Annotated in this window: 13 protein-coding genes; 12 read left to right on the top strand and 1 reads right to left on the bottom strand. The window is 66.2% G+C overall.

All coding sequences use genetic code 11. From position 1 onward, the window contains the following. The first annotated feature begins 173 nt into the window (after positions 1-173). The 4 genes from G7Y49_RS06915 to hypD are packed head-to-tail and all read left to right on the top strand — an operon-like array spanning position 174 to position 6,099. A complete protein-coding gene (locus G7Y49_RS06915; protein WP_165172360.1) occupies positions 174-2,063 on the top strand; it encodes a glucose-6-phosphate isomerase in 1,890 nt (629 codons plus the stop codon). A 7-nt stretch (positions 2,064-2,070) separates the two neighbouring features. Next, positions 2,071-4,692: a carbamoyltransferase HypF gene (locus tag G7Y49_RS06910; protein ID WP_165172359.1), complete on the top strand. Its 2,622-nt coding sequence runs from the start codon at positions 2,071-2,073 to the stop codon at positions 4,690-4,692. Between the two features lie 42 nt (positions 4,693-4,734). After that, positions 4,735-5,004 carry a HypC/HybG/HupF family hydrogenase formation chaperone gene (locus G7Y49_RS06905; RefSeq protein ID WP_165172358.1) on the top strand — a complete coding sequence of 90 codons (270 nt, stop codon included), beginning with the start codon at positions 4,735-4,737 and terminating at the stop codon, positions 5,002-5,004. Positions 5,005-5,007: 3 nt separating this feature from the next. Beyond that, positions 5,008-6,099, top strand: coding sequence for a hydrogenase formation protein HypD (gene hypD / locus G7Y49_RS06900; protein ID WP_165172357.1), 1,092 nt, complete (start codon positions 5,008-5,010; stop codon positions 6,097-6,099). Positions 6,100-6,209: 110 nt separating this feature from the next. On the opposite strand, the gene G7Y49_RS06895 is transcribed toward hypD, so the two are convergent. Further along, on the bottom strand, positions 6,210-6,797 hold the full coding sequence (locus tag G7Y49_RS06895) for an NUDIX hydrolase (RefSeq protein ID WP_165172356.1): 588 nt from the start codon (positions 6,795-6,797) through the stop codon (positions 6,210-6,212). A gap of 295 nt (positions 6,798-7,092) precedes the next feature. Between G7Y49_RS06895 and G7Y49_RS06890 the strand changes: the two genes are divergently transcribed. The 8 genes from G7Y49_RS06890 to G7Y49_RS12410 all read left to right on the top strand — a co-directional run bounded on the left by G7Y49_RS06890 (position 7,093) and on the right by G7Y49_RS12410 (position 20,386). Then, entirely contained in the window at positions 7,093-8,595 is a 1,503-nt protein-coding gene (locus tag G7Y49_RS06890) for a cytochrome ubiquinol oxidase subunit I (RefSeq protein ID WP_165172355.1), read from the top strand. Beyond that, positions 8,595-9,620 (top strand): cytochrome d ubiquinol oxidase subunit II, encoded by a 1,026-nt coding sequence (gene cydB / locus G7Y49_RS06885; RefSeq protein WP_165172354.1) that lies wholly within the window; start codon positions 8,595-8,597, stop codon positions 9,618-9,620. The genes G7Y49_RS06890 and cydB overlap by 1 nt, the downstream gene beginning before the upstream one ends. A gap of 213 nt (positions 9,621-9,833) precedes the next feature. Next, on the top strand, positions 9,834-11,264 hold the full coding sequence (locus tag G7Y49_RS06880; RefSeq protein ID WP_165172352.1) for a hypothetical protein: 1,431 nt from the start codon (positions 9,834-9,836) through the stop codon (positions 11,262-11,264). Between the two features lie 280 nt (positions 11,265-11,544). Next, complete coding sequence (locus tag G7Y49_RS06875; RefSeq protein ID WP_165172350.1) at positions 11,545-12,852, top strand: MFS transporter; 1,308 nt, start codon at positions 11,545-11,547, stop codon at positions 12,850-12,852. Between the two features lie 254 nt (positions 12,853-13,106). Further along, positions 13,107-15,875: a molybdopterin-dependent oxidoreductase gene (locus G7Y49_RS06870; protein WP_165172348.1), complete on the top strand. Its 2,769-nt coding sequence runs from the start codon at positions 13,107-13,109 to the stop codon at positions 15,873-15,875. Between the two features lie 100 nt (positions 15,876-15,975). Continuing rightward, a complete protein-coding gene (locus tag G7Y49_RS06865) occupies positions 15,976-16,323 on the top strand; it encodes a 4Fe-4S dicluster domain-containing protein (RefSeq protein ID WP_165172346.1) in 348 nt (115 codons plus the stop codon). 1 nt (position 16,324) lies between these two features. Then, entirely contained in the window at positions 16,325-17,614 is a 1,290-nt protein-coding gene (gene tig, locus G7Y49_RS06860) for a trigger factor (RefSeq protein ID WP_165172344.1), read from the top strand. A 96-nt stretch (positions 17,615-17,710) separates the two neighbouring features. Further along, positions 17,711-20,386, top strand: a complete 2,676-nt coding sequence (locus tag G7Y49_RS12410; protein ID WP_165172342.1) for a LuxR C-terminal-related transcriptional regulator — start codon at positions 17,711-17,713, stop codon at positions 20,384-20,386. The last annotated feature ends 113 nt before the right edge of the window (positions 20,387-20,499 follow it).

Raw genomic sequence — 20,499 nt, 5'->3', positions numbered from 1 at the left:
TGGCAAGAGGCAGCCTGCGGGCTGCCTCTCGTTTCACAGAACCGCCACACGCAGGGTTGGAAATAGGCCGCGTGCAGGTACTTTGCTAGAATGTCCGCAATTCCATAATTTGGTCTTTTTGCGCCTCTTGCCGGGAAAGCAGGGGAGAGGGGCGCCTCGAGAAGAAGGAACCTATGATTTCCGGAGAAATGGAGAAGCTCTACCCGTCAGCGAAGACGCTGGTGAAGGAGTGCGTGGCGAGCCGCATCTTCGCGAAGGACGCCACCTTGTACGACTTTTCCGAGGAGGCGCAGAAGTGCGCCGAGAACTTCATGGGCTGGGCCGACCTGGCCAGCCATCCGCAGTGCGACATCAAGGAGATCCAGGCGTTCGCCGACGAGGTGGTCGCCGACGGGTATGACACGGTGGTGCTCATCGGGCAGGGCGGCTCCACGCAGGCTCCCATGACCATCACCAAGTACAACAAGCAGGACTCCAACCGCGTCAAGTTCCGCACGCTCGACTCCGACTCGCCGGTGCGCATGCGCGAGCTGCTCTCGGCGTGCAACCCCGCCACCACGCTGGTCGTGATCTCGTCGAAGAGCGGCGGCACCATCGAGCCGCGCCTCCTCGCATGCGCGCTGCGCGAGAGCTTCGCCAAGCAGATCGGCGAGGAAGCCGTGGCGAAGAACTTGGTCGCCATCACGGATCCGGGCTCTGACCTGGAGAAGCAGGCGAAGGCGGAAGGCTGGCGCGCGGTGTTCTCCGGCGAGCCCACCGTGGGCGGGCGCTTCTCGGCGCTCTCCGTGTTCGGGCTTCTGCCGGCGGCGCTCGCGGGCATCGACCTCGACGCGTTCATCGAGCACGCCGTGGAGGCCGAGCAGCGCTGCAGCGAGGACGCCATCGACAACCCGGCCATCAACCTGGCGGCGTTTCTGTACGACAACTACCATGCGGGGCGCAACAAGTTCTCGTTCCTCACGCCGAAGCGCGGGCGCGTGCTCGGCCTGTGGATCGAGCAGCTGGTCGCCGAGTCGGTGGGCAAGGAGGGCCAGGGCATCCTGCCCAACATCGAGATCGACTCGCTGCTTCTGACCGAGGACCCGGGCGACCGCAGCGTCATCATGTACCAGACCAAGACCGACCTGTGGGACGAGCGCCGCAACTTCGAGATGAGCCTCGCCTACGTGGACTCGTCCATCCCGCGCCAGAACTACCGCATCGACTCGGTGGAGGAGCTCGCGGAGCACTTCGTCATGTGGGAGTACGCCATCGCCATGTGCGGCTACCTCATGAAGGTGTGCCCGTTCGACCAGCCTGACGTGGCGTCGGCGAAGGCCGTGGTGCTCGACATCCTGCGCGAGGGCCAGCCCGCGCCCGACTACGAGGAGAACTTCACCGACGAGATCCACATGGGCACCGTCGAGGTGCGCCAGGCGCCGATGTTCGAGGGCTGCGACGACATGCGCTCGAGCCTCTACGCGCTGCTCTCGTCGGTCCAGCCGGGCGACTTCTTCGCGCTGAACGCGTTTCTGCCGTTCACGGGCGAGGGGCGCCGCGAGGCGCTCGAGGCCATCCGCCACGGCGTGGCCGAGGCGTTCGGCGTGGTGTCGTGCCTGGAGGTGGGCCCGCGCTACCTGCACTCCACCGGCCAGCTGCAGAAGGGCGGCCCGAACTGCGGCGTGTTCCTGATCCTGTCGGCCGACGAGCTCAAGGACATCCCGCTGCCGCGCGAGGCCGAGTCGCTTGGCGCGCTCGCGAAGGCGCAGGCGTCGGGAGACCTGATCACGCTGGCGAACCGCGGGCGCCGCTGCGTGCACCTGCACCTGCCCGACAACTCGGGCGTGACGCTGCGCATGCTCGCGCAGGTGGTGCACGAGACGATCGCCGAGATCATGACCGACCGCGCGCTGGCCGAGGAGGCCGCGGCTGCGGAGGACCGCGAATCCGAGGAGGCCGCGGCTGCCGAGGCCGAGGCTGCTGCGGCGGCGGCTGCGGCAGTTGCGGCGGGCGCCGAGGCGCATGAGGTCGAGGGCGTGACCGCCGTGGTGACCCCCGCGCCCGCGCCTGCAGAGGCCGAGTAGCGCGGCTGTGGTAGAGGCGCTCGACATACACGTCCAGGGCATCGTCCAAGGGGTGGGGTTCCGCCCCTTCGTGTATCGCATGGCGAAGAAGTACCTGATCAACGGCTGGGTTCTGAACGCGACTGACGGCGTCCACATCCACGCCGAAGGCGAGGGCAAGCTGCTCGACGAGTTCGTGTTGGAGCTTTCGGACAACGCGCCGGCCGCCGCGCAGGTCACGCAGATCGAGCTTAGGGAAGTGCCGCTCGAGGACTTCGACCGCTTCGAGATCCGCTTCTCGGACGCCGCCGCGGCAGAGCAGACCACGCTCGTGTCACCCGAGCTCGCCACCTGCGACGACTGCCTGCGCGAGCTCTTCAATCCCAACGACCGGCGCTTCCGCTACCCGTTCATCAACTGCACGAACTGCGGCCCGCGCTTCACCATCATCGAGGGGCTCCCGTACGACCGCGCGAAGACGTCGATGCGCGACTTCACGATGTGCGGCCGCTGCGCCGCCGAGTACGCCGACCCGCTCGACCGCCGCTTCCACGCCCAGCCCGACGCCTGCTTCGACTGCGGCCCCGTCGTCTCGTTTGCCTGGCGGCAAGCGGACGAGGCTGACGCTGCGGCTCCGACAGGCGCCTGCCCTCCGCCTGCTCGTCGGCGAGAAGGCGACCTTCTGGTTTCGGAGGGGCGGACGCGTGCGGAGAGCGACGCCATCTTCGCGCGGGCGGTCGAGCTCCTGCGCGCGGGAAAGATCCTGGCGGTGAAGGGCCTCGGCGGCTTCCACCTGGCATGCGACGCGAACAACCCCGAGGCGGTGGCGCGCCTGCGCGCGCGCAAGCGGCGCGAGGGCAAGGCGTTTGCGGTCATGATGGCCAACGTGGGCGACGTGCGCGCGGTGTGCGAGGTCAACGAGGTGGAGGAGGCGGTGCTCACCGGCGCGCAGCGGCCCATCGTGCTTCTGCGCAAGCGCGCGGGCGCGCACCTCGCGCCGCGCCTCGCCGACGGACTGGGCGAGCTCGGCGTGATGCTGCCCTACACGCCCGTGCAGCACCTCCTCATGCACGACTTCGCCGCTGCGGCGGGGGCGGGCGCAGGTGCCGCCGGGGTCGTCGGGGCTGCCAAAGCCGCTGCGGCGGGGGAAGGCGGCGCCCTCCCTCCCATGCTGGTGATGACCTCGGGGAACCTGCACGACGAGCCCATCGTGGTGAGCGACGAGGAAGCCTACGCGAAGCTGGCGGACGTGGCCGACGCTTTTCTGGGGAACAACCGCGACATCCTCACGCGCTTCGACGACTCGGTGGTGCGCGTGATCCGCGCGGGCAGCGCGGGGCACGCCGTGCAGTTCATCCGCCGCGCCCGCGGCTACGCGCCGCTTCCGGTTCCGCTCGCCCTCGCGGGACAGGCGGAGCAAGCCGACGCCGCGGCTCCGCCCGTCATCTTCGCCACGGGGCCGGAGCAGAAGAACACCTTCGCGCTCCTGCGCGCAGGCGAGAAGGGCGCGCAGGATGCCGAGGCGTTCGTCTCGCAGCACGTCGGCGACATGGAGAACGCCGAGACCTATGACGCGTGGCTGGCGGCGCGCCGGCGCTACGAGGAGCTGTTCGAGCTTGCGCCCGCCGTGGTCGCCTGCGACCTGCACCCCGAGTACCTCACGTCGAAGTGGGCGCATGGCCAGGCGCTTCCCGTGACAGAGGTGCAGCACCACCACGCGCACGTGGCTGCGGTCATGGCCGAGCACGGCCTGCGCGACGCGGTGTGCGGCATCGCGTTCGACGGCACGGGCTACGGCGTCGACGGCGCCATCTGGGGCGGCGAGGTGATGCTCGCGAACCTGCAGGCGTTCGAGCGCTTCGCCAACTTCGCCTACGTGCCCATGCCGGGCGGCGCGGCGGCCATCAAGCACCCGCTGCGCATGGCCTACGGCGTGCTGTGGGCCTTCGACCTGCTGGACCACCCCGGCGCCGCGCCGACGCTCGAGGCGCTCGGCGCGCAGGCGGGCATCTGCGACGCCATGATCGAGCAGGGCATCAACACGCCGCTGACCTCCTCGGTCGGGCGCCTGTTCGACGCGGCCAGCGCGCTGCTCGGCGTCTGCGCGGAGCCCGCCTACGAGGGCGAGGGCGCGTGCCTGCTGGAGGCGGCCATCGGCGACCTCGCGGAAGGGGATGCCTCCGGCGATGCGGAAGACGCCGCTGTCGTCGGCGCTGCGGACGCCGCTGGAGCTGCCGCCGCTGCGGATGCCGCCGAGCGCTATGCGGTGGCGGTCGTGAAGAACACGGCCACCGAGGCGAGCACGGCTCAGGACACCTCGGTGGTCCTGCTCGACGCCGAGCCCACCTTCCGCGGGCTGCTCGACGACGTGGCATCAGGCGTGCCCGTGCCGGTCATCGCGCGGCGCTTCCACGACGCCGTGGTGGGCGCCGTCGCGCAGGCGGCCGAGCTCGTGCGTGCGCTGTACGGCATCGAGGCCGTGGTGCTCGCGGGCGGCGTGTTCATGAACCGCTACGTGGTCGAGCACGCGCTGTCTGCGCTCGAGGACGCGGGCTTCACGGTCGCCATCAGCCGCGACCTGCCGCCCAACGACGGAAGCGTCTCGCTCGGCCAGGCTGTGGTAGCATGGGCGAAAACGAAGGCGATGTGACGTTCCTCCGCGCGCGACACCGGAGGGTGAAAGAAGGCAGACATGTGCTTGGCGATTCCGGCGAAGATTACCCAGATCGAGGACGGCAGGCTGGCGACGGTCGACATCCTGGGCGTGACGCGCTCCATCTCGGTTGACCTCACGCCGCAGGCGGGCGAGGGCGACTACGTGCTCGTGCACGCGGGCTTCGCCATCGAGGTGGTCGACGAGCAGTTCGCGCTGGAAACCATCGACCTCATCAGGCAGTTCCCCGATCTCGTAGGCGAGGACCTGGGGGTTTCCGAAGAGCAGATCGCCGTCGCGGGGGCGTGAGAGATGGGTGACCTGCGAGCAGAGCTCAAGGCGTTCAAGGACCCCGAGCTGGCACGGGGCCTGATCGGCTCCATCCGCGCGCTGGCGCCGGCGGGCGTCACTCTCATGGAGGTGTGCGGCACGCACACGGTGGCCATCGCGCGCAACGGCATCCGCGGCCTCATGCCCGAGGGCACGCGCCTGGCCAGCGGCCCGGGCTGCCCGGTGTGCGTGACGTCGAACCACGACATCGACAAGGTGATCGCGCTCGCGCGCGTGCCGGAGGTGACCATCGCCACGTTCGGCGACATGACGCGCGTGCCGGGCTCCACCTCGAGCCTGCTTCAGGAGCAGGCCGCCGGGCGCTCGGTGGAGATCGTGTACTCGCCGCTCGACGCGCTGCGCCTCGCGCAGGACAACCCCGACCGCCAGATCGTGTTCGTGGGCGTCGGCTTCGAGACCACCACGCCGCTCGTGGCCATGGCTGTCAAGCGCGCGAAGGCGGCGGGCCTGGCGAACTTCAGCGTGTACGCCGCGCACAAGAACATGCCCGGCGCGCTCGAGGTCATCATCAACGACCCGGCGCTCAAGGTGGACGCGCTCATCCTGCCGGGGCACGTGAGCACCATCATCGGCGCCGAGCCCTACCGCTTCCTCGCGGAGAAGTACGGCGTCCCCGGCGTCATCACGGGCTTCGAGCCAGTTGACGTGCTGCAGGGCATCGCCATGATCATGCGCCAGCTGCATGAGGGCCGCGCCGAGATCGAGATCGCGTACGCGCGCGGCGTCATGCCCGAGGGCAACCCCGTGGCGCTCGCCGCCATCGACGAGGTGTTCGAGACCTGCGCCTCCACGTGGCGCGGGCTGGGGGAGATCCCCGGGTCGGGCTACCGCATCCGCGAGGAGTTCGCCGACTTCGACGCCATGCGCCGCTTCGCGCCCGAGGTGGAGCCCACCGTCGAGCACAAGGGCTGCCGCTGCGGCGACGTGCTGCGCGGCATCATGCCCCCGAGCGACTGCCCGCTGTTCCGCACGGTGTGCTCGCCTGAGAACCCCGTGGGACCCTGCATGGTCTCGAGCGAGGGAAGCTGCGCCGCGTACTACCGCTACTACTAGAGCTAAGGCGAGGGAAGATCGCGCGTCCGGGCAGGTTGCTGGCGTCCGACCGAGCGGGCCGCGCTGCCTGAGCGGGGCGGGATGCGCTCGGGCAGGCTTCTGGCGGCGCGCTAGAGCAGGCCGCTGGCGGCGCGCGCGGCGGGCAGCTTGTCGATGAGCTTGCGGTAGATGCGGTCGCGGATCCACGGCTCGGTCGAGAGCGCGATGGCGTCTCTCAGCGGCACCCAGCGCACGCCGCTGTTCTCGTCGGGCTTGACGCGCAGCGGCTCGGCGGGGTCGGCCATGGCCAGGTACGTCACGTTCAGGTGCAGGTGCGAGCTCACGTAGGCGCCGCGCTTGACGTGCCCGTCCACCGTGAGCACCTCGAGCGAGTAGATGCCGCCCGGCCCGCACGGCAGAAGCCGCGCGCCCGCCACGCCCGTCTCCTCCTCCAGCTCGCGCAGCGCCACGCGCGCCAGGTCGCGCTCGCCGTCGGCATGCCCGCCGATCCAGCTCCACGAGTCGTAGATGTTGTGGTATACGAGCAGCGTCTGCGTGAACGTGGGGTCGACCACCCAGATGGAGCACGCCATGTGCGCCTGCGCCGCGCGCTCGAAGCACGCCGGGTCCTCGCGCAGCGCGCGCAGGATCACCGGCTTGTCGGCCGCCTCCTGCTCGTTGAACGGCTCGAAGGCGAGGATGTCATCGTAAAGGCTCATGCCCGACAGTGTACCACGCCGTGCTCGCTTCCTGCGCCCGTTCGCTTCCTGCCCCCGCCCGAGCTCCGCGCCTCCGCTTGCCCTGCGCGCGAACCAGCGGCAGCCTTGCCCCCGCGTCCTCACGCCCCCTGCGCTGCCCGCGCCTCGCGCGGCTCTCCGGCTCGTCTTGCGCGGCCCCCTCAACATCTCGGCAACATTCGCTCAGAAAAACGTTGATCGTGCTTCTTAACGATGCGCCGAGAGGTTACAATGTTACTCAGTTAGTAGCAATTGAGGAAAGGTAAGGAGGGGGTTCATGGATTTCTTGGCTGATCCGGTCTTGCTGGCGCGGTTGCAGTTCGCCCTGACGGCAAGCTATCACTTCATCTTCGTGCCAATCACCATTGGCATCGGCCTCATCATGGCCATCTTCGCCACGAAGGCGTACCGCACGAAGTCCGCGGAGGACGATGCGCTCGCGCGCATGTGGGTGAAGATCTTCACGGCGACGTTCGCCATCGGCGTGGCCACGGGCATCACCATGGAGTTCTCGTTCGGCACCAACTGGGCCGACTACGCGCGCTTCGTGGGTGACATCTTCGGCGCTCCGCTGGCCGCCGAGGCCCTGTTCGCGTTCTTCCTGGAGTCGGTGTTCTTGGGCGTGCTCCTGTTCGGGCGCAAGAAGGTGAGCCCGAAGTTCTACCTCGCGTCGTCGTGGCTCGTGTGGTTCGGCTCGTGCCTGAGCGCGCTCTGGATCCTGATCGCCAACTCGTGGATGCAGACGCCCGCGGGCGCCGAGCTCTCCGCCGACGGCACCCAGGCCGTGATCACGGACTTCTTCGCCGCCGCGTTCAACCCCTCGACGCTGTCGCGCTACGGGCACACCGTGGTGAGCCTGCTCATCATGGGCGCGTTCGTCTCGATGGCCGTGGCCGCGTGGTACCTCATCAAGAAGCGCCACGAGGGCGCCGCCATGAAGATGATGCGCGTGGGCGCCGTCGTGGGCATCGTGGCGACCTGCGTCATGCTGGGCACCGCGCACGCCTCGGCCGTCATCGTCGCGGAGGAGCAGCCCACCAAGCTCGCCATGATGGAGGGCATGTACGAGTCCGAGGCTCCGCCGCTGTACGCGTTCGGCTGGGTTGACGAGAGCGGCGAAGAGGTGCTCGCGCCCTTCTCCATCCCCGGCGGCACGAGCTTCTTGGCCACCGGCACGTGGGACACTGAGTTCCCCGGCCTGAACGACCTGGCGCAGACCGAGAAGTACGCCGACATCGACCCTGAGACCATGCCGGTGAACTTCGTGTTCCAGACCTACCACCTCATGGTGGCCATGTTCGGCGCCATCGCGCTGTGCGTGGTGCTCGCGCTCGTGTTCTCGCGCAAGGGCGCGCGGGTGAAGGGCATGCGCTGGCTGCAGTACCTCCTGCTGATCTGCCCGGTGTTCCCGTTCCTCGCCATCCAGTGCGGCTGGATGACCGCCGAGCTCGGGCGCCAGCCCTACGTGGTGTACCCCTCGACCACCGGCCCTGACGGCGTGTCCCTGCTCACCGCGGACGGCACGTCGGCCTCGGTCACGCCGGTCGAGCTGCTCATCACGGTCGTGCTGTTCCTGGTCGTGTACTTGCTGCTGTTCGTCGGCTGGGCGCGCGTGATCTCCAAGTTCATCGCGGCCGGCCCCGTCGAGGACGACTCCGACGTCGAGGCCGTCGCCGCAAGCGCCGCGGGCTCGTTCGTGAGCGCAGCTGCCGCGAAGGCTCCTGCCGCGGGCGGCGAAGCAGTCTCTGCGAAGGCTTCCGAGGAAGGGGGCGATCGATAATGACCGTTCTCAGCGTGCTGTGGTTCTTCCTGATCTTCGTCCTCATTGCGGGATACTTCATCCTTGACGGCTTTGACCTGGGCGTGGGCGTGCTGTACCCCTTCGTCGCCAAGAACGACGAGGAGCGCGCCGTCGCGCGGCGCTCCATCGGGCCGGTGTGGGACGGCAACGAGGTGTGGCTGCTCACGGCGGGCGGCGCCTTGTTCGCGGCGTTCCCGGCGGCGTACGCCACCACGTTCTCGGGCTTCTACCTGGCGGTCATGCTGGTGCTGTTCGGCCTGATCGTGCGTGCGGTGTCGTTCGAGTTCTGGGCGGGCGACCGCGCGTGGCGCAAGCTGTGGGACGTGTGCTTCTTCCTGGGGTCGCTCCTCCCGGCGCTGCTTCTGGGCGTGGCCGTGGGCAACATCTTCGCGGGCATCCCGATGGACGCCAACGGCGACTACGCGGGCATTCCGCTGCTGGGCCTGGTGACGCCGTTCACCCTGCTCACGGGCGTGCTCGGGCTGGTCATGTTCATGGCTGCGGGCGCGAGCTGGCTGGCGCTGAAGGCTCCCGAGGGCTCTGAGCTGCGCTCGCGCGCGGCCAAGCTGCGCATGCCGCTGCAGGTTGCGGCGCTCGCGGTGTTCGTCGTGGTGAGCGCGTTCGCGCTGGCGGGCGGCGTGGCCCCCGAGATGGCTCCCGAGCTGGGCATCCTGCGCGTGCTGTTCGCGGCGCTCGTGGTGGCGGCGCTCGTGGCTGCCTTCGTGGCGGGGAAGAAGAGCGACCTGCTCGCCTTCCTGGCGCAGTCAGCCGCGGCGCTGTGCCTCGTGGGCCTGCTCGCGTGCTCGATGTTCCCGAACCTCGTGGTGGCCAGCGCCGGCAGCGTCGGCGACGCCATCACGCTCATGAGCGCGGGCGCCTCCGAGCTGTCGCTGACGTACATGACGATCATCCTGTGCATCGGCCTGCCGCTCGTGCTGGTCTACCACGTGGTGATCTACCGCACGTTCCGCGGCCGCCTGACCGAGAAGGACATGGCGCACTAGGGGCGCGCGAGCGCGCAGGTTGCGGCGCGGGGCGGCGTCTCGCGCCGCCCGTCCGAGTTGCGCATCCGGGCCGTGCGCCGCGCGAGGCGCGAAAGCGCGAAACGCGGGAGAGCGCGGCGGCGTTGCGAGCCGTAAGCTCTCCGAAGTTAGGTACAATGAGCCTGGGCCTGAACGCCCGGGCTCATTTTTTCACACAGGAGAAGGGGGTCGCGCATGGCCGGCCAAGACGACATCTTCAACGACAACGACCAGGGACAGAGCGGCGACGACTCGCTGTTCGGCACGGACTCCCGCGACAACGACGCGTCGCCCATCCAGGTGGTGAACCCGTACGGCGGCGTGGAGGAGCCGGTGGTCTCGGCCGATGACGCGCCGCAGGTGGCGCAGCCGGCGAACCCCTACGCCTCGGTGCAGCCCGCCGCGGCCGAGCCGGCGGCAGGCACGTACGCGGCTGCGGGTCCTGCGGCTGCGGGAGCCGCGCAGGCGCAGTCGCAGCCTGCGGGCAACCCTTACCAGCAGACGTACGGCGGCGTGGCTGGCCCCGCGGCCGCGCAGGGCGCCGCGAACCCCTACGGAGCCCCTGCCTCGGGTGCCCCAGGCGTCCCAGGCGCCGCAGGTGCCCCAGGTGCCCCGGGCGCTGCGAGCGCCGCAGGCGCCCCAGGCGCGAACCCCTACGGCGCGCCCCAGCCGGCGGCCGGCCAGCCCTACCAGCCTTACCAGCAGCCGGCGGGTGCGGTGCCTCCCTACGGGCAGCCGCCGGCGGGCCCGCAGCCCTACGGCCAGCCCTATCCGGGCGCCGCGGCTCCCGCGTCCGCGGGCAAGGCCACGGGAGCGCTCGTGTGCGGCATCCTGGCCATCCTGCTGGCCAGCTCGGTGGTGCCGAGCATCATCCTCGGCATCGTCGCCATCGTGCTCGCCGGCAGCTACCTCAAGTCCGGCGGCACGGCGGGCACGGCGAAGGCGGGCCGCATCTGCGGCGTGCTGGGCATCGTGTTCTCGGTGATCGCGGTCGTCAGCTACTTCGCGTTCTTCGGCATGGCCGTGTCCCAGATGGCGGCGGACGAGATCGGCTCCGGCTCGGGGCTCGTGTCCTCGAGCGAGGCGTCCTCGGGCGACGTCGCGGGGTCTGGCTACACCGAGGACGAGAAGGCCGCCATCGACCTGGTGAGCGCCGAGCTCGAGAAGATCAAGACCGGCGACGAGGCGATGCTGGCCTCCATCGCGGCGATAGTCCAGGAGGACTTCGTCGAGGGCACGGGCCTCACCATGGCGCAGTGCGGCATCGACCCCGTGGAGTACGCGCGCGTCATGACGCAGGGCTTCGACTACGAGGTGAGCATGTACGTGGTCGACCGCAGCTCCGAGGGCTTCGTGGCCTTCGACGTCACGTGCCGCGACGTGTTCGACGTGCTCAACCGCTTCAACGCGCTGCTCAGCGACTTCAAGGCGTCCGGCGAGGCGCCGAACATGACGCAGGAGCAGGGCTACGCCCGCATCGGCGAGCTGTTCATGCAGGCCGTGAACGAGGCCGACATGGAGCAGGACGGCTACTTCTCCGTCGACGTGGAGTACAAGAACGGGAAGTGGGTCATGGACCAAGACGAATGGGAAGACGAGCTCGACTACTTCTTCGGACTCTACTAGGTTTTTTAGTTCCGCTCGCCTCAGGCGAGCTTATCGCGCAAGAGATGCCGCATGGCCTCCTCGCATCCTTTTTGACGCCCCGGCACGCTGATGTCGGGGCGTTTTCGTCTCTTCTGCCGGACGGCGCATCTTCGTCTTCGCACCCGTCCTCATCCTGGGGGGTTATTACGCGTCAGCTCGCTTTCTCCGACGATTCCCCATGTGGATTGGGGTGCCGGCACGCGCGCAGGCCGAGCACCTCCGCTCCGCGCCTGTCTATAGTGGGGTAGAAAGGGAAAACATGGCATCTCAAGAAAAAACAGGAGGGAAGTTCTTCGTCCGCGGCTGGGTCATGATCGCCATTGCGTTTGTCGTCGCCATCATTACGCAGGGCTTTGGCTTGTACTCCTACGGTATGCTGAAGGTCAACCTGACTGAGGCGCTCGGCGTCTCTGCGGCGGCGGTGGGAGGCGGCTTCTCCTGCTATACCATCGCCATCTCAATAAGCGGCCTGTTCGTCGGCGACGTCATCGAGCGATTCGGCCTGCGTGTGTCGCTGTGGATCTCGGCGGTTCTCTACGGTGGAGCGTTCTTCCTGCTCTCCATGGTGAGCCAGCTCTGGATGGTCTACGCCGTGTACATCATCATGGGCATCGGCAGCGCTTTCGGCGGCGTGGTTGTGGTCACGGCCATCGCGTCGAACTGGTTCGTGAAGCAACGTGGTTTGGCGACGGCTGTCATCTGGTGCGGCATGCTGCCTGGCTCGCTGTGCTCGACTTTCATCGTGGCCAACGTCGGCGCGGCGGCTGGCTGGCAGAGCGCCGCTGTCGCTCTCGGCATCATTTCCGCCATCGTGCTCGTTGCCGCTTCGTTCTTCCTCAAGTGGCGTCCGCAGGATGAGGGGCTGTTCCCTGACGGAGAGTCCTATGATCAGGAGGCCGAGCTTGAGAAGGGCAGGGTTGCCGAGAAGGGCAAGGTCATTGGCATGACGCGCGGCCAGGCGCTTGTGACGGTCTCCTTCTGGCTCATCTTCATCGCCTACGGCCTCAACGGCTTCGCCGAGATGGGCTTGTTCCAGAACATGTCGGCCTATCTCGTGTCTGAGGGCCTCGAGATGACCGAGGTGGCGGCCTTCCTGTCGTTCCTCTCGTTCGCTGGCGTCGTCGGTCGTCTCTGCACCGGCGTTGTGGTTGACAAATTCGGTCCTAAGATCGCCTACTTGGCTATCAACGTGCTCGGCGTCATCGGCATCGGCATGCTCTTGCTGGGCATGGCGGGGAACACGGTAATGCTCTACATCGCGGGCTTCTGCTTCGGCGTCAACCTCAACAGCGGCATCATCTGCTTCTCGAACGCTGTAGCGCGGACGTTCGGCACGAGGCACTACGGCCAGATCTGGGGCGCGATCTTCATGATCAAGGGCTTCGGAGACGCGGTTGGCGTGCCGCTGCTCGCCGGCGTTGCCGAAGGCTCCATGGGATGGAACGGGTCGTTCGTCATCTCCATCATCGGCATGATCGTGGCCGTGGTGTTCATGCTGCTCACGCGCAAGGAGAAGAAGCTCGTCGAGATCGAGGAAGAGGCGAAGAGGGAGGCTTTGGCTGCCTAGCGTCTCGACGCAACCAAGCGTTCCCGACATGTGCGGGAACCTGAAGAAGGAGGCTTCCGCCATAGTGCGGGGCCTCCTTTTACGTGCCTCCGCATCTTTTCCTGGTGCCATGCGGGAAGTGTGTGAGCGAGGACTGACCCTGGGGGGTGATACCCCCCACGCTCGTCGCGCTTGATCATAAGCGTCATGGGTCGGGAGCTCGTTTTTGCGCGCAGCCTGCTCTTGAGACCTGAACACGAGAGAAAGGTTTTAGCATGGCTGAAGAGAAGAAAGAACCTTTGAAGCTCGGTCGACGCGGTACGCGCAGCGACGGACTGCACGTCCAAATGTACAAGAACCGCGAGATCGACGAAGACGGCATCATGTGGGTGAAATCCCGCTGCTGGGGCTGTCACTGCAATTGCGGCATGCTCGTTGGCGTCAAGCCTGACGGCACGATCAAGGAGATCCGCCCGAATGCCGAGCAGGACACTGTCATGTGCGAGCGCGTCGGCGAACATGGCGAGCGCATGATCAAGTTCCACTACCACAAAGATCGCGTGAACTATGCGCTCAAGCGCGTCGGCGAGCGTGGCGAGGGCAAGTGGGAGCAGATTCCCTATGAGCAGGCGCTTGACGAGATCGCCGCTAAGCTGGATGCGCTCAAGAAAGAATACGGCGCGAAGACGCTGGCCATCGCCGAGGGCACGTACCGTTCCGGTCATCTGTGGGCTCGTGCCCGCTTCACCAACCTGTTCGGCAACCCGGGCAACTTGCTCGATCCCGGCCAGATCTGCTGGTGCTGGATCTACGCCATCAACATGGCCATCTGCGGCTTCCAGATCGAGCTGTCGCTGCCGCCGACGATCTTCTACTCGAACTGCATCGTGCAATGGGGCATCAACCCCAACCAGAAGTACGGCCCGAAGGCCCCGGCTTGGCGCCTCTATGAGCAGGTGCTCGCCAAGGCAGAGCGCCCGCGCATCATCGTGGTCGATCCCGAGGGCATCGAGATGACGCGCCACGCCGATTACTGGCTGCAGGTCCGTCCGGGCACGGACCTCTCCGTGATGATCGCCTGGATCAACGTCATCCTGGCCGAGGGCCTCTATGACGAGGCGTTCCTGAAGAATTGGACGAACGCCCCCTTCCTGATCAACGCCGACACCAAGAAGCTCTTGCGTGAGAGCGACGTGCGCGAGGGCGGCTCCTCCAACAACTTCGTGGTGTGGGATACCGCCCAGGGCAAGGCGGCTGTGTGGATCTCTGACGAGTGCCGTTTCGAGCATGAGGGCGTGGAGACCGAGCTGTTCGGCAACGACTACCAGGTCACGCTTGCCGACGGCACGAGCATTGCGGCGAAGACGGCCATGATGGAGCTGTGGGACCGCATCCGCGAGAACACCCCGTACGTGGCGTCGCAGGTCTCCGGCATCCCCGAGCGCAAGATTCGCGAGGCGGCGCGCTGCTACGCCGAGAACACCCCCGGCGTCATCGTGTGGGGCATCGGTGGCGGCGACCAGGTGGGATTCAACGCCACCGGCTGCGCCGTCGCCAAGACCATCCTGCGCGCCATCACGGGCAACGTCGACGTGCTCGGCGGTGAGTACGTGGGCGAGCCCGGTCCTGTCATGGCTAACGGCATGTTCCCGCTGCGTGAGTCCGAGATGGAGCTCTCCCACATGGTCAAGCCCGAGGATCGCGAGGATCTTCTCGGAGGCGATGTCAACCGCCTGGTTGGCTGGAAGGGATTCGAGCCCATCGACGAGTGCTTCAGGAAGATGTGGCGCATTCCGCGTCCTCAGGTCCATCAGCTCCTCGCGTCGGCGCCCATCGGCTTCCGTGCGATGATCACGGGCAAGCCGTACCCCGTCAAGGCGCTGATCGCCTGGTCGTCCAACCCCATGGCGTGGATGGCTGACACCCATATGGTGCATGAGGCGCTGCGCAGCCTCGACCTTCTCGTCGTCGTTGACTACTGGATCACCCCGACGGCGGCCCTGGCTGACTACGTTATGCCGGCGGCTGACTGGATGGAGCGTCCGACCTGCACGACGTCTGAGGACTCGTCCGACTACATGTGCCTCGGCGACCGCGCCGTGGTTCCCGAGGGCGAGCGCCATGTCGACTACGACTTCTTCCGCGGCCTGGGGATCCGTCTTGGCCAGGAGGAGTACTGGCCGTGGCCGACCTACGAGGACTCCATCGAGTACCGCGTCGCCCGCGTCGGCCTCTCGTACGAGGAAGCCATCGACCAGGGTGCGCTGTTCTCGGAGATGCGCTTCAACAAGCATGAGGAGGTGCTTCCCAACGGCCTCAAGCGCGGCTTCGCAACGGTGTCGAAGCGCCTTGAGCTGTACAGCTCCATCATCCAGGACCTGGGCTTCGACCCGGTTCCCGAGTATCGCGAGCTGCCGGAGACGATCCAGTCTGACCCCGAGATGGCCAAGGAATACCCCATCACCTGCACGACGGGCGGTCGCTTCATCCCGATGTTCCACTCCGAGTTCCGCCAGCTGGGTCTCGGCACGCGCGAGCAGTGGCCGTGGCCGGTGTTCACCATCAACCGCCGTACTGCCCAGGATCTGGGCATCCGCGACGGCGACTGGTGCTGGATCGAGAACAAGCGCGGTCGCATCCGCCAGCGTGCGAAGCTGACCACGTCGATCGACCTCAACGTCATCACGTGCCAGGCGAGTTGGTGGTTCCCCGAGATGCCCATGACCGAGCCGAGCCTCGGCGGCGCATTCGAGTCCAATGCCAACGTGCTGACGAACTCCGATCCGGAGACCATGGACCCGGCGTGCGGCTGCTGGTACAACCGCGGCTTCCTGGTGAAGGTGTACCGTTGCGACGAGGCGTTCCCCAGCGAGCACATCGTGCCGAAGGTTCCGATCGAGGACTCCATCCCGCCCTACATCCCGCCGGCTGAGCGCAAGCTCACCCCGATGGGCCCGGTGCGCGAGGACAACTACGGTCCCTACGGCCCCGAGTGGGGGACCTGCCCGGATACGCCGCTTGAGTGGGCTATCCATCAGCAGTAACGTTTTTCGAGCGTGAGGGGGAGGCGGCCTGTTGGGTTCTGCGCCTAGGCCTTTGAGAATGGGCACGAGGACCCGCCTCCCCCGCTTCTAAGGAGCGGCCATGTCATCACCGGAGTTCTACCGGGCCGTTGATTTTCACCCGGTCATCGATGCGGTTGCCTGCTCGCTGTGCCTGGCCTGCGTGCGTGTCTGCGGGTTGGGTGTGATCAGGCCGAACCGTGCGACGGCGGGCGTTTCGGCGGGCACGTCGGCGGACGTGTCGGCAGAAGCGCCCGCGGGCGCATCGGCTGCTCCGTCGTTGCCCCTGGAGGTTCTCCGGCACGTCTGCCGGAACTGCCGAGCCTGCGTGGCGGCATGTCGGTACGGGGCCATCAGGATCGACGCCGCCGTGGGGGGCGTCGGAGCGGGACATTTGAAGAAAGAGCTGAATGAGAGCGAGAGGGTTTGAGATGGGCGAGAGCATCGTAACCAAGCTGGATAGCAAGCGTCGAAGGATTGACCTTGTGGTCGACGAGGCGGATGTGGCTCGAGCCGTCAAGCGGGCGCGCGCGACGGTTGGCGAGTTGAGCCGCCGGCCGCTGGGCGTAAAGCAGCTTGGGGAGAACCCCGAGCAGACCAAGGAGAACGCCGTTCTCTCGCGAGCTACGCGTGAGGTAGCCGAGTCTGCCATACGCGCGGCAGTCGAGGAGCATGGCTTGCGGCTGTCGGCCAACCCGAAAAGCGAGATCGCTGCATTCGTTCAGGAGGGGCAGCCCTTCTCGTTCAGCGTCGAGGTTGAGGTGGTGCCCGAGTTTGATCTGAAGCCCTTTGACAAGCTCGTGGTGAGGTTCGAGGCGGACACGGCGGTGAGCGACGAGGATGTTGACGCGCGGCTGGAGGAGATCCGCGGTCGCAGCGCCACGGTCGAGAAGGACTCCGCCAAGCCGATCTCTGAGAACGACATCGTGGAGCTCTCGTTCGAAAGCTTCGTCGAAGGGAAGCCCTACGAGGGAAGCTCTGTGAAGGGCTACGCTTACGCGGTCGGTAGCGAGCTTTTGCCCGCTGCCTTTGAGGCAGGGCTCGTGGGCATGACGGCTGGCCAGAGCAAGACGATCGAGTTCACGGTTCCCTCTGACTTTGCCAACCCTGCGATCGCTGGGAAGGACGCGCGTTTCGACGTCGTGGTCAACCGCGTCGCCTCGTGCTCGCTGCCCGAGCTTGACGATGCGTTTGCTCAGGAATTTGGCTACGAAGACCTTGCTTTTTGGCGCAACAAGATCAAGGCGGAGCTCGCGGTGCAACGCGAGGCCGAGGTGGAGGACGCTCGCGAGAAGGCGGCGCGTGAGACTTTGGCCGACCTTCTGGAAGGCGGCCCGGATGACGCCATGATTGACGCCTCCGCCCAACGGATGCTCCAGGCATTCAAGGCCGACTTGAAGAAGCAGGGCGTCGACTTCGCCGAATACAGCCGATTCCTCAATCTGACGGAGGCCGATGTCCTCTCCGAAATGCGGGAGGAGTCCTCGACGGTCTTGCGTGAGAACCTCGCCTTGGAGAGCCTGTTCCGCTTGCGCGGCTTGAAGGTAACCGATGCCGAGCTGCGCCAGACCGTGGCTCAGCTTGCCGAGGACAGCGGGATGCCTGCCGGCGTGGCATTCGAGGAGTTCAATCAGGAGCAGCAGGCGGCGCTCCGTGAGATGACCATGCATCGCATGGCGACAGACTGGATTATGGAACACGCGGTCTTCGAGGAGGGGTAAGATAAATCTGGGCTTGGGGCCCGCCTGCGTTCTGCCAAAGTTGTCGGAAGGGGCGCCTTTGAAGCGTCAGAAGCTTTCCTCTCGGGGGGGGGGGTCATGGGTATCACGGTTCGCTATTCTGCGCCGGGCCCAGTGCGGAAGGAGTACTGCTCGGCGAGGCTGCGCCAGGAGCTTGAACGTGGGCTTGACAAGCCTTTCGTCTTCGTCTGCGCGCCGACGGGCTTCGGCAAGACGACGATCCTCTCTCGCTTCGCGCGCTCGCTCTCTCTGAAGCCCCAGTGGCATGTGGCTTGGCTGGGATTGGCGCCCGATCGCGGCGCACGGCGTCCCTTTGACTTGGTCGGGGAGATTATCAGCGCCTTCGCCCACATGCCTGACCAGGAAATGGCTGCCCCAGCCAAGCTGATCGACGCTGCATCCGACCGTGGGCTTGAGCGGTGGGGCGATGTCGTTCGCGCGCTCGGTGCGATCCAGGGGAGGGTTGCCCTGTTCCTCGACGGCATCGAGAACCTCGACGAGACGTCTCTCGGCGCATTGAACCACATTGTCACGACGATTCCCGAGCGAGTCAACATCATCGTGTCAGGGCAGCGGAATCCCGGCATCGTGCTGTTCCATTTGCGGGCAAACGAGGAAGTGTGCGAGCTTGGCGCAGATGACCTTGCGCTTACCGAAGCAGAGATCTCGGCCTTCTTCATGCGGAGGGGCATGGCCTTGGCGGGATATGACGCGGCGCTGCTTGCAGAGCGCACGAACGGGTGGATCATCGGTTTGCGCATCATAGCGGCAGTCGCGGGTGGCGCGAGCAATCCTCGTGCGGTCATGGAATCACCCGAGGCCATCCAGCCGTGGGTTGATGAGTACCTCGATCATGGGGCGGCTTCGCGTTTGGGACGTGGCATGCGTCGGTTCGTGCTCAAGATGAGCCTGTTCGATGAGTTTGACGAGCGGCTGGTCGGCGCATTCGTCGAAAGCGATGAGTTGTCACGCTGCATGGAGGAGGCGGTTGCGCAGAACCTTTTCGTGCGGAAGAGGGTCGCTGTGGCGCAAGGCGCAGCCGTTCGCTATCGAGTCCATCCGCTTTTCGCTGCCGAGCTCAGGCGACGGGCCTACCTGATGCTTGACGAAGATGAGATTCGCGCGGTGTCTGATCTCGCTATCGGCTGGTACGAGACCCGCGGTTTCTACGCGCAGGCCATAACGACGAGCCTCGCTGTCAAAGCGTACGACCGCGCATTTCAGGTGCTCTCCGACAATCTGTACGCAGTTCTGTCGAAAGACCTGGGCGGAGACCTTTCTCGATGGCTCGAGGGCTTTTCCTATCAAGGCAACCGCTACGAGTATCTGTTTTGCCTGCTGCACGCGTGGTCGGCTTTCGTTGGCGGCAAGACGAAGCGAGCGCTGACGTGGTTGGAAAGGTCTGAGCGCGCACGAGCCTCTGCGAGCGAGGGTGTGCTGCGGGGAACGGAGAACGTGTCGTGCGCTGTCAAGACGGGGACGCTTGTGTTCTCCGGCAGGTACCAGGAAGCCGTCAGCTTCGGCATGGCTTCGCTTGAGCGTCTCGGCGGTCCTCAGCTCTTTCTGCGGTGCACGGTCATGCACAACGTGGGTGAGGCGCTGGTGCGCCTCGGGCGTTTCGACAATGCGTACGAGTTTTTCGCTCGAGCGCGCATTGACGCTGAGCTTGCGGGTCGGCGCGTGATCGACATGCTTTGCTCGAGTGAGATGGCCTATATCCAGTATTTGCGCTGCAACTTGGACGCATCATCGAACATCCTCCTGCGCAGCTTGTCTTCCTGCACGGAGGAGGAGTCCGAGAAATCGTGGCCGGTGGGGCTTCTGCAGGTGGGGATGGCGCGCGCGTATCTCGGATGGGGTGATGTGGAGAAGGCACGGAATTGGCTCGGGCATGCGCTCAAGCGGCTGCGCCCTGCCGTCAACCGCGACGGCTATCTTGAAGCCCGCACGCTCCTCGCCCAGGTCAAGATGGCGGACGGATCTTTTGACGAGGCCTATGACCTGCTGTTGGAGAACTATGAGCTGATACATCTCGATCGCGTGCCCCGCGGCATCGACCTGCTTTGCCTTCTTTCCCTGGTCGAATGCCTCATGGGGCTTGGCGAGGCTGCCCGGGCGCTGAGCGTGCTTGAGGAAACAGCGTCTCGGGTGGCTCAGCAGGACGTGCTCTCGGAGCTGTCGATTCGCTGCTATCGTGCGCGCATATGGATGATGGAGGGTCGTTGCGCCGAAGCGGCCCCGCTGTTCGCCGAGGTGGAGGAGCAGGCGCGAACAGCGGGTCTTACTCTGCTCTCGATTGAGTCGCAGGTGGGCGAGGCGTGCGCGCGATCGAATCAGGGTGAGCAGGATGCGGCGCTTGACCTCGTGGCCGCGGCTCTCACGCGGGCGGCGGCGGAGTCGCTCGTCGTTGTCTTTGAAAAGAGCTTCCCCGGTCTGAGCGCGCTCGTCTATGAAATAGCCTACGCATCCAATGTCAACCGCGTCGTGTCAGGCGATCGCGCGCGAGCAAGCCGCTTTGCGCAGGAGATCATGGAGAAGCACTTGCAGCGCTCAGACGCTTCGACGGCAGATGGGCTTGAGCAGGACAGAGCCTCCCTGCTTTCGCCACGTGAGCGGCAGGTGTACGAGCTGCTCAAGCTTGGCAAGACGCGCAAGCAGATATCCGAGGAGCTCAACATCCAGATCAACACGGTGCGCACTCATGTGCGGAACGTTTATCAGAAGACGGGCATTCACGATCGCAGCATGCTGTAGGGAGCATCGCTTGCTAATCCCCTAGAGGACGGAGCCCGGCGTCGTAAGATGCCAGGCTCCGTCCTTCGGTGCTTCTAGGGCTCTTGGGTTCTGCGGTTCTTTTCAGATCCTTT

The organism is Adlercreutzia sp. ZJ242 (assembly GCF_011038995.1).
Classification (GTDB): Bacteria; Actinomycetota; Coriobacteriia; order Coriobacteriales; family Eggerthellaceae; genus CAAEEV01.
The sequence above is the reverse complement of the archived record's forward strand: the minus strand, read 5'-3'. Positions and strand labels throughout refer to the sequence as shown.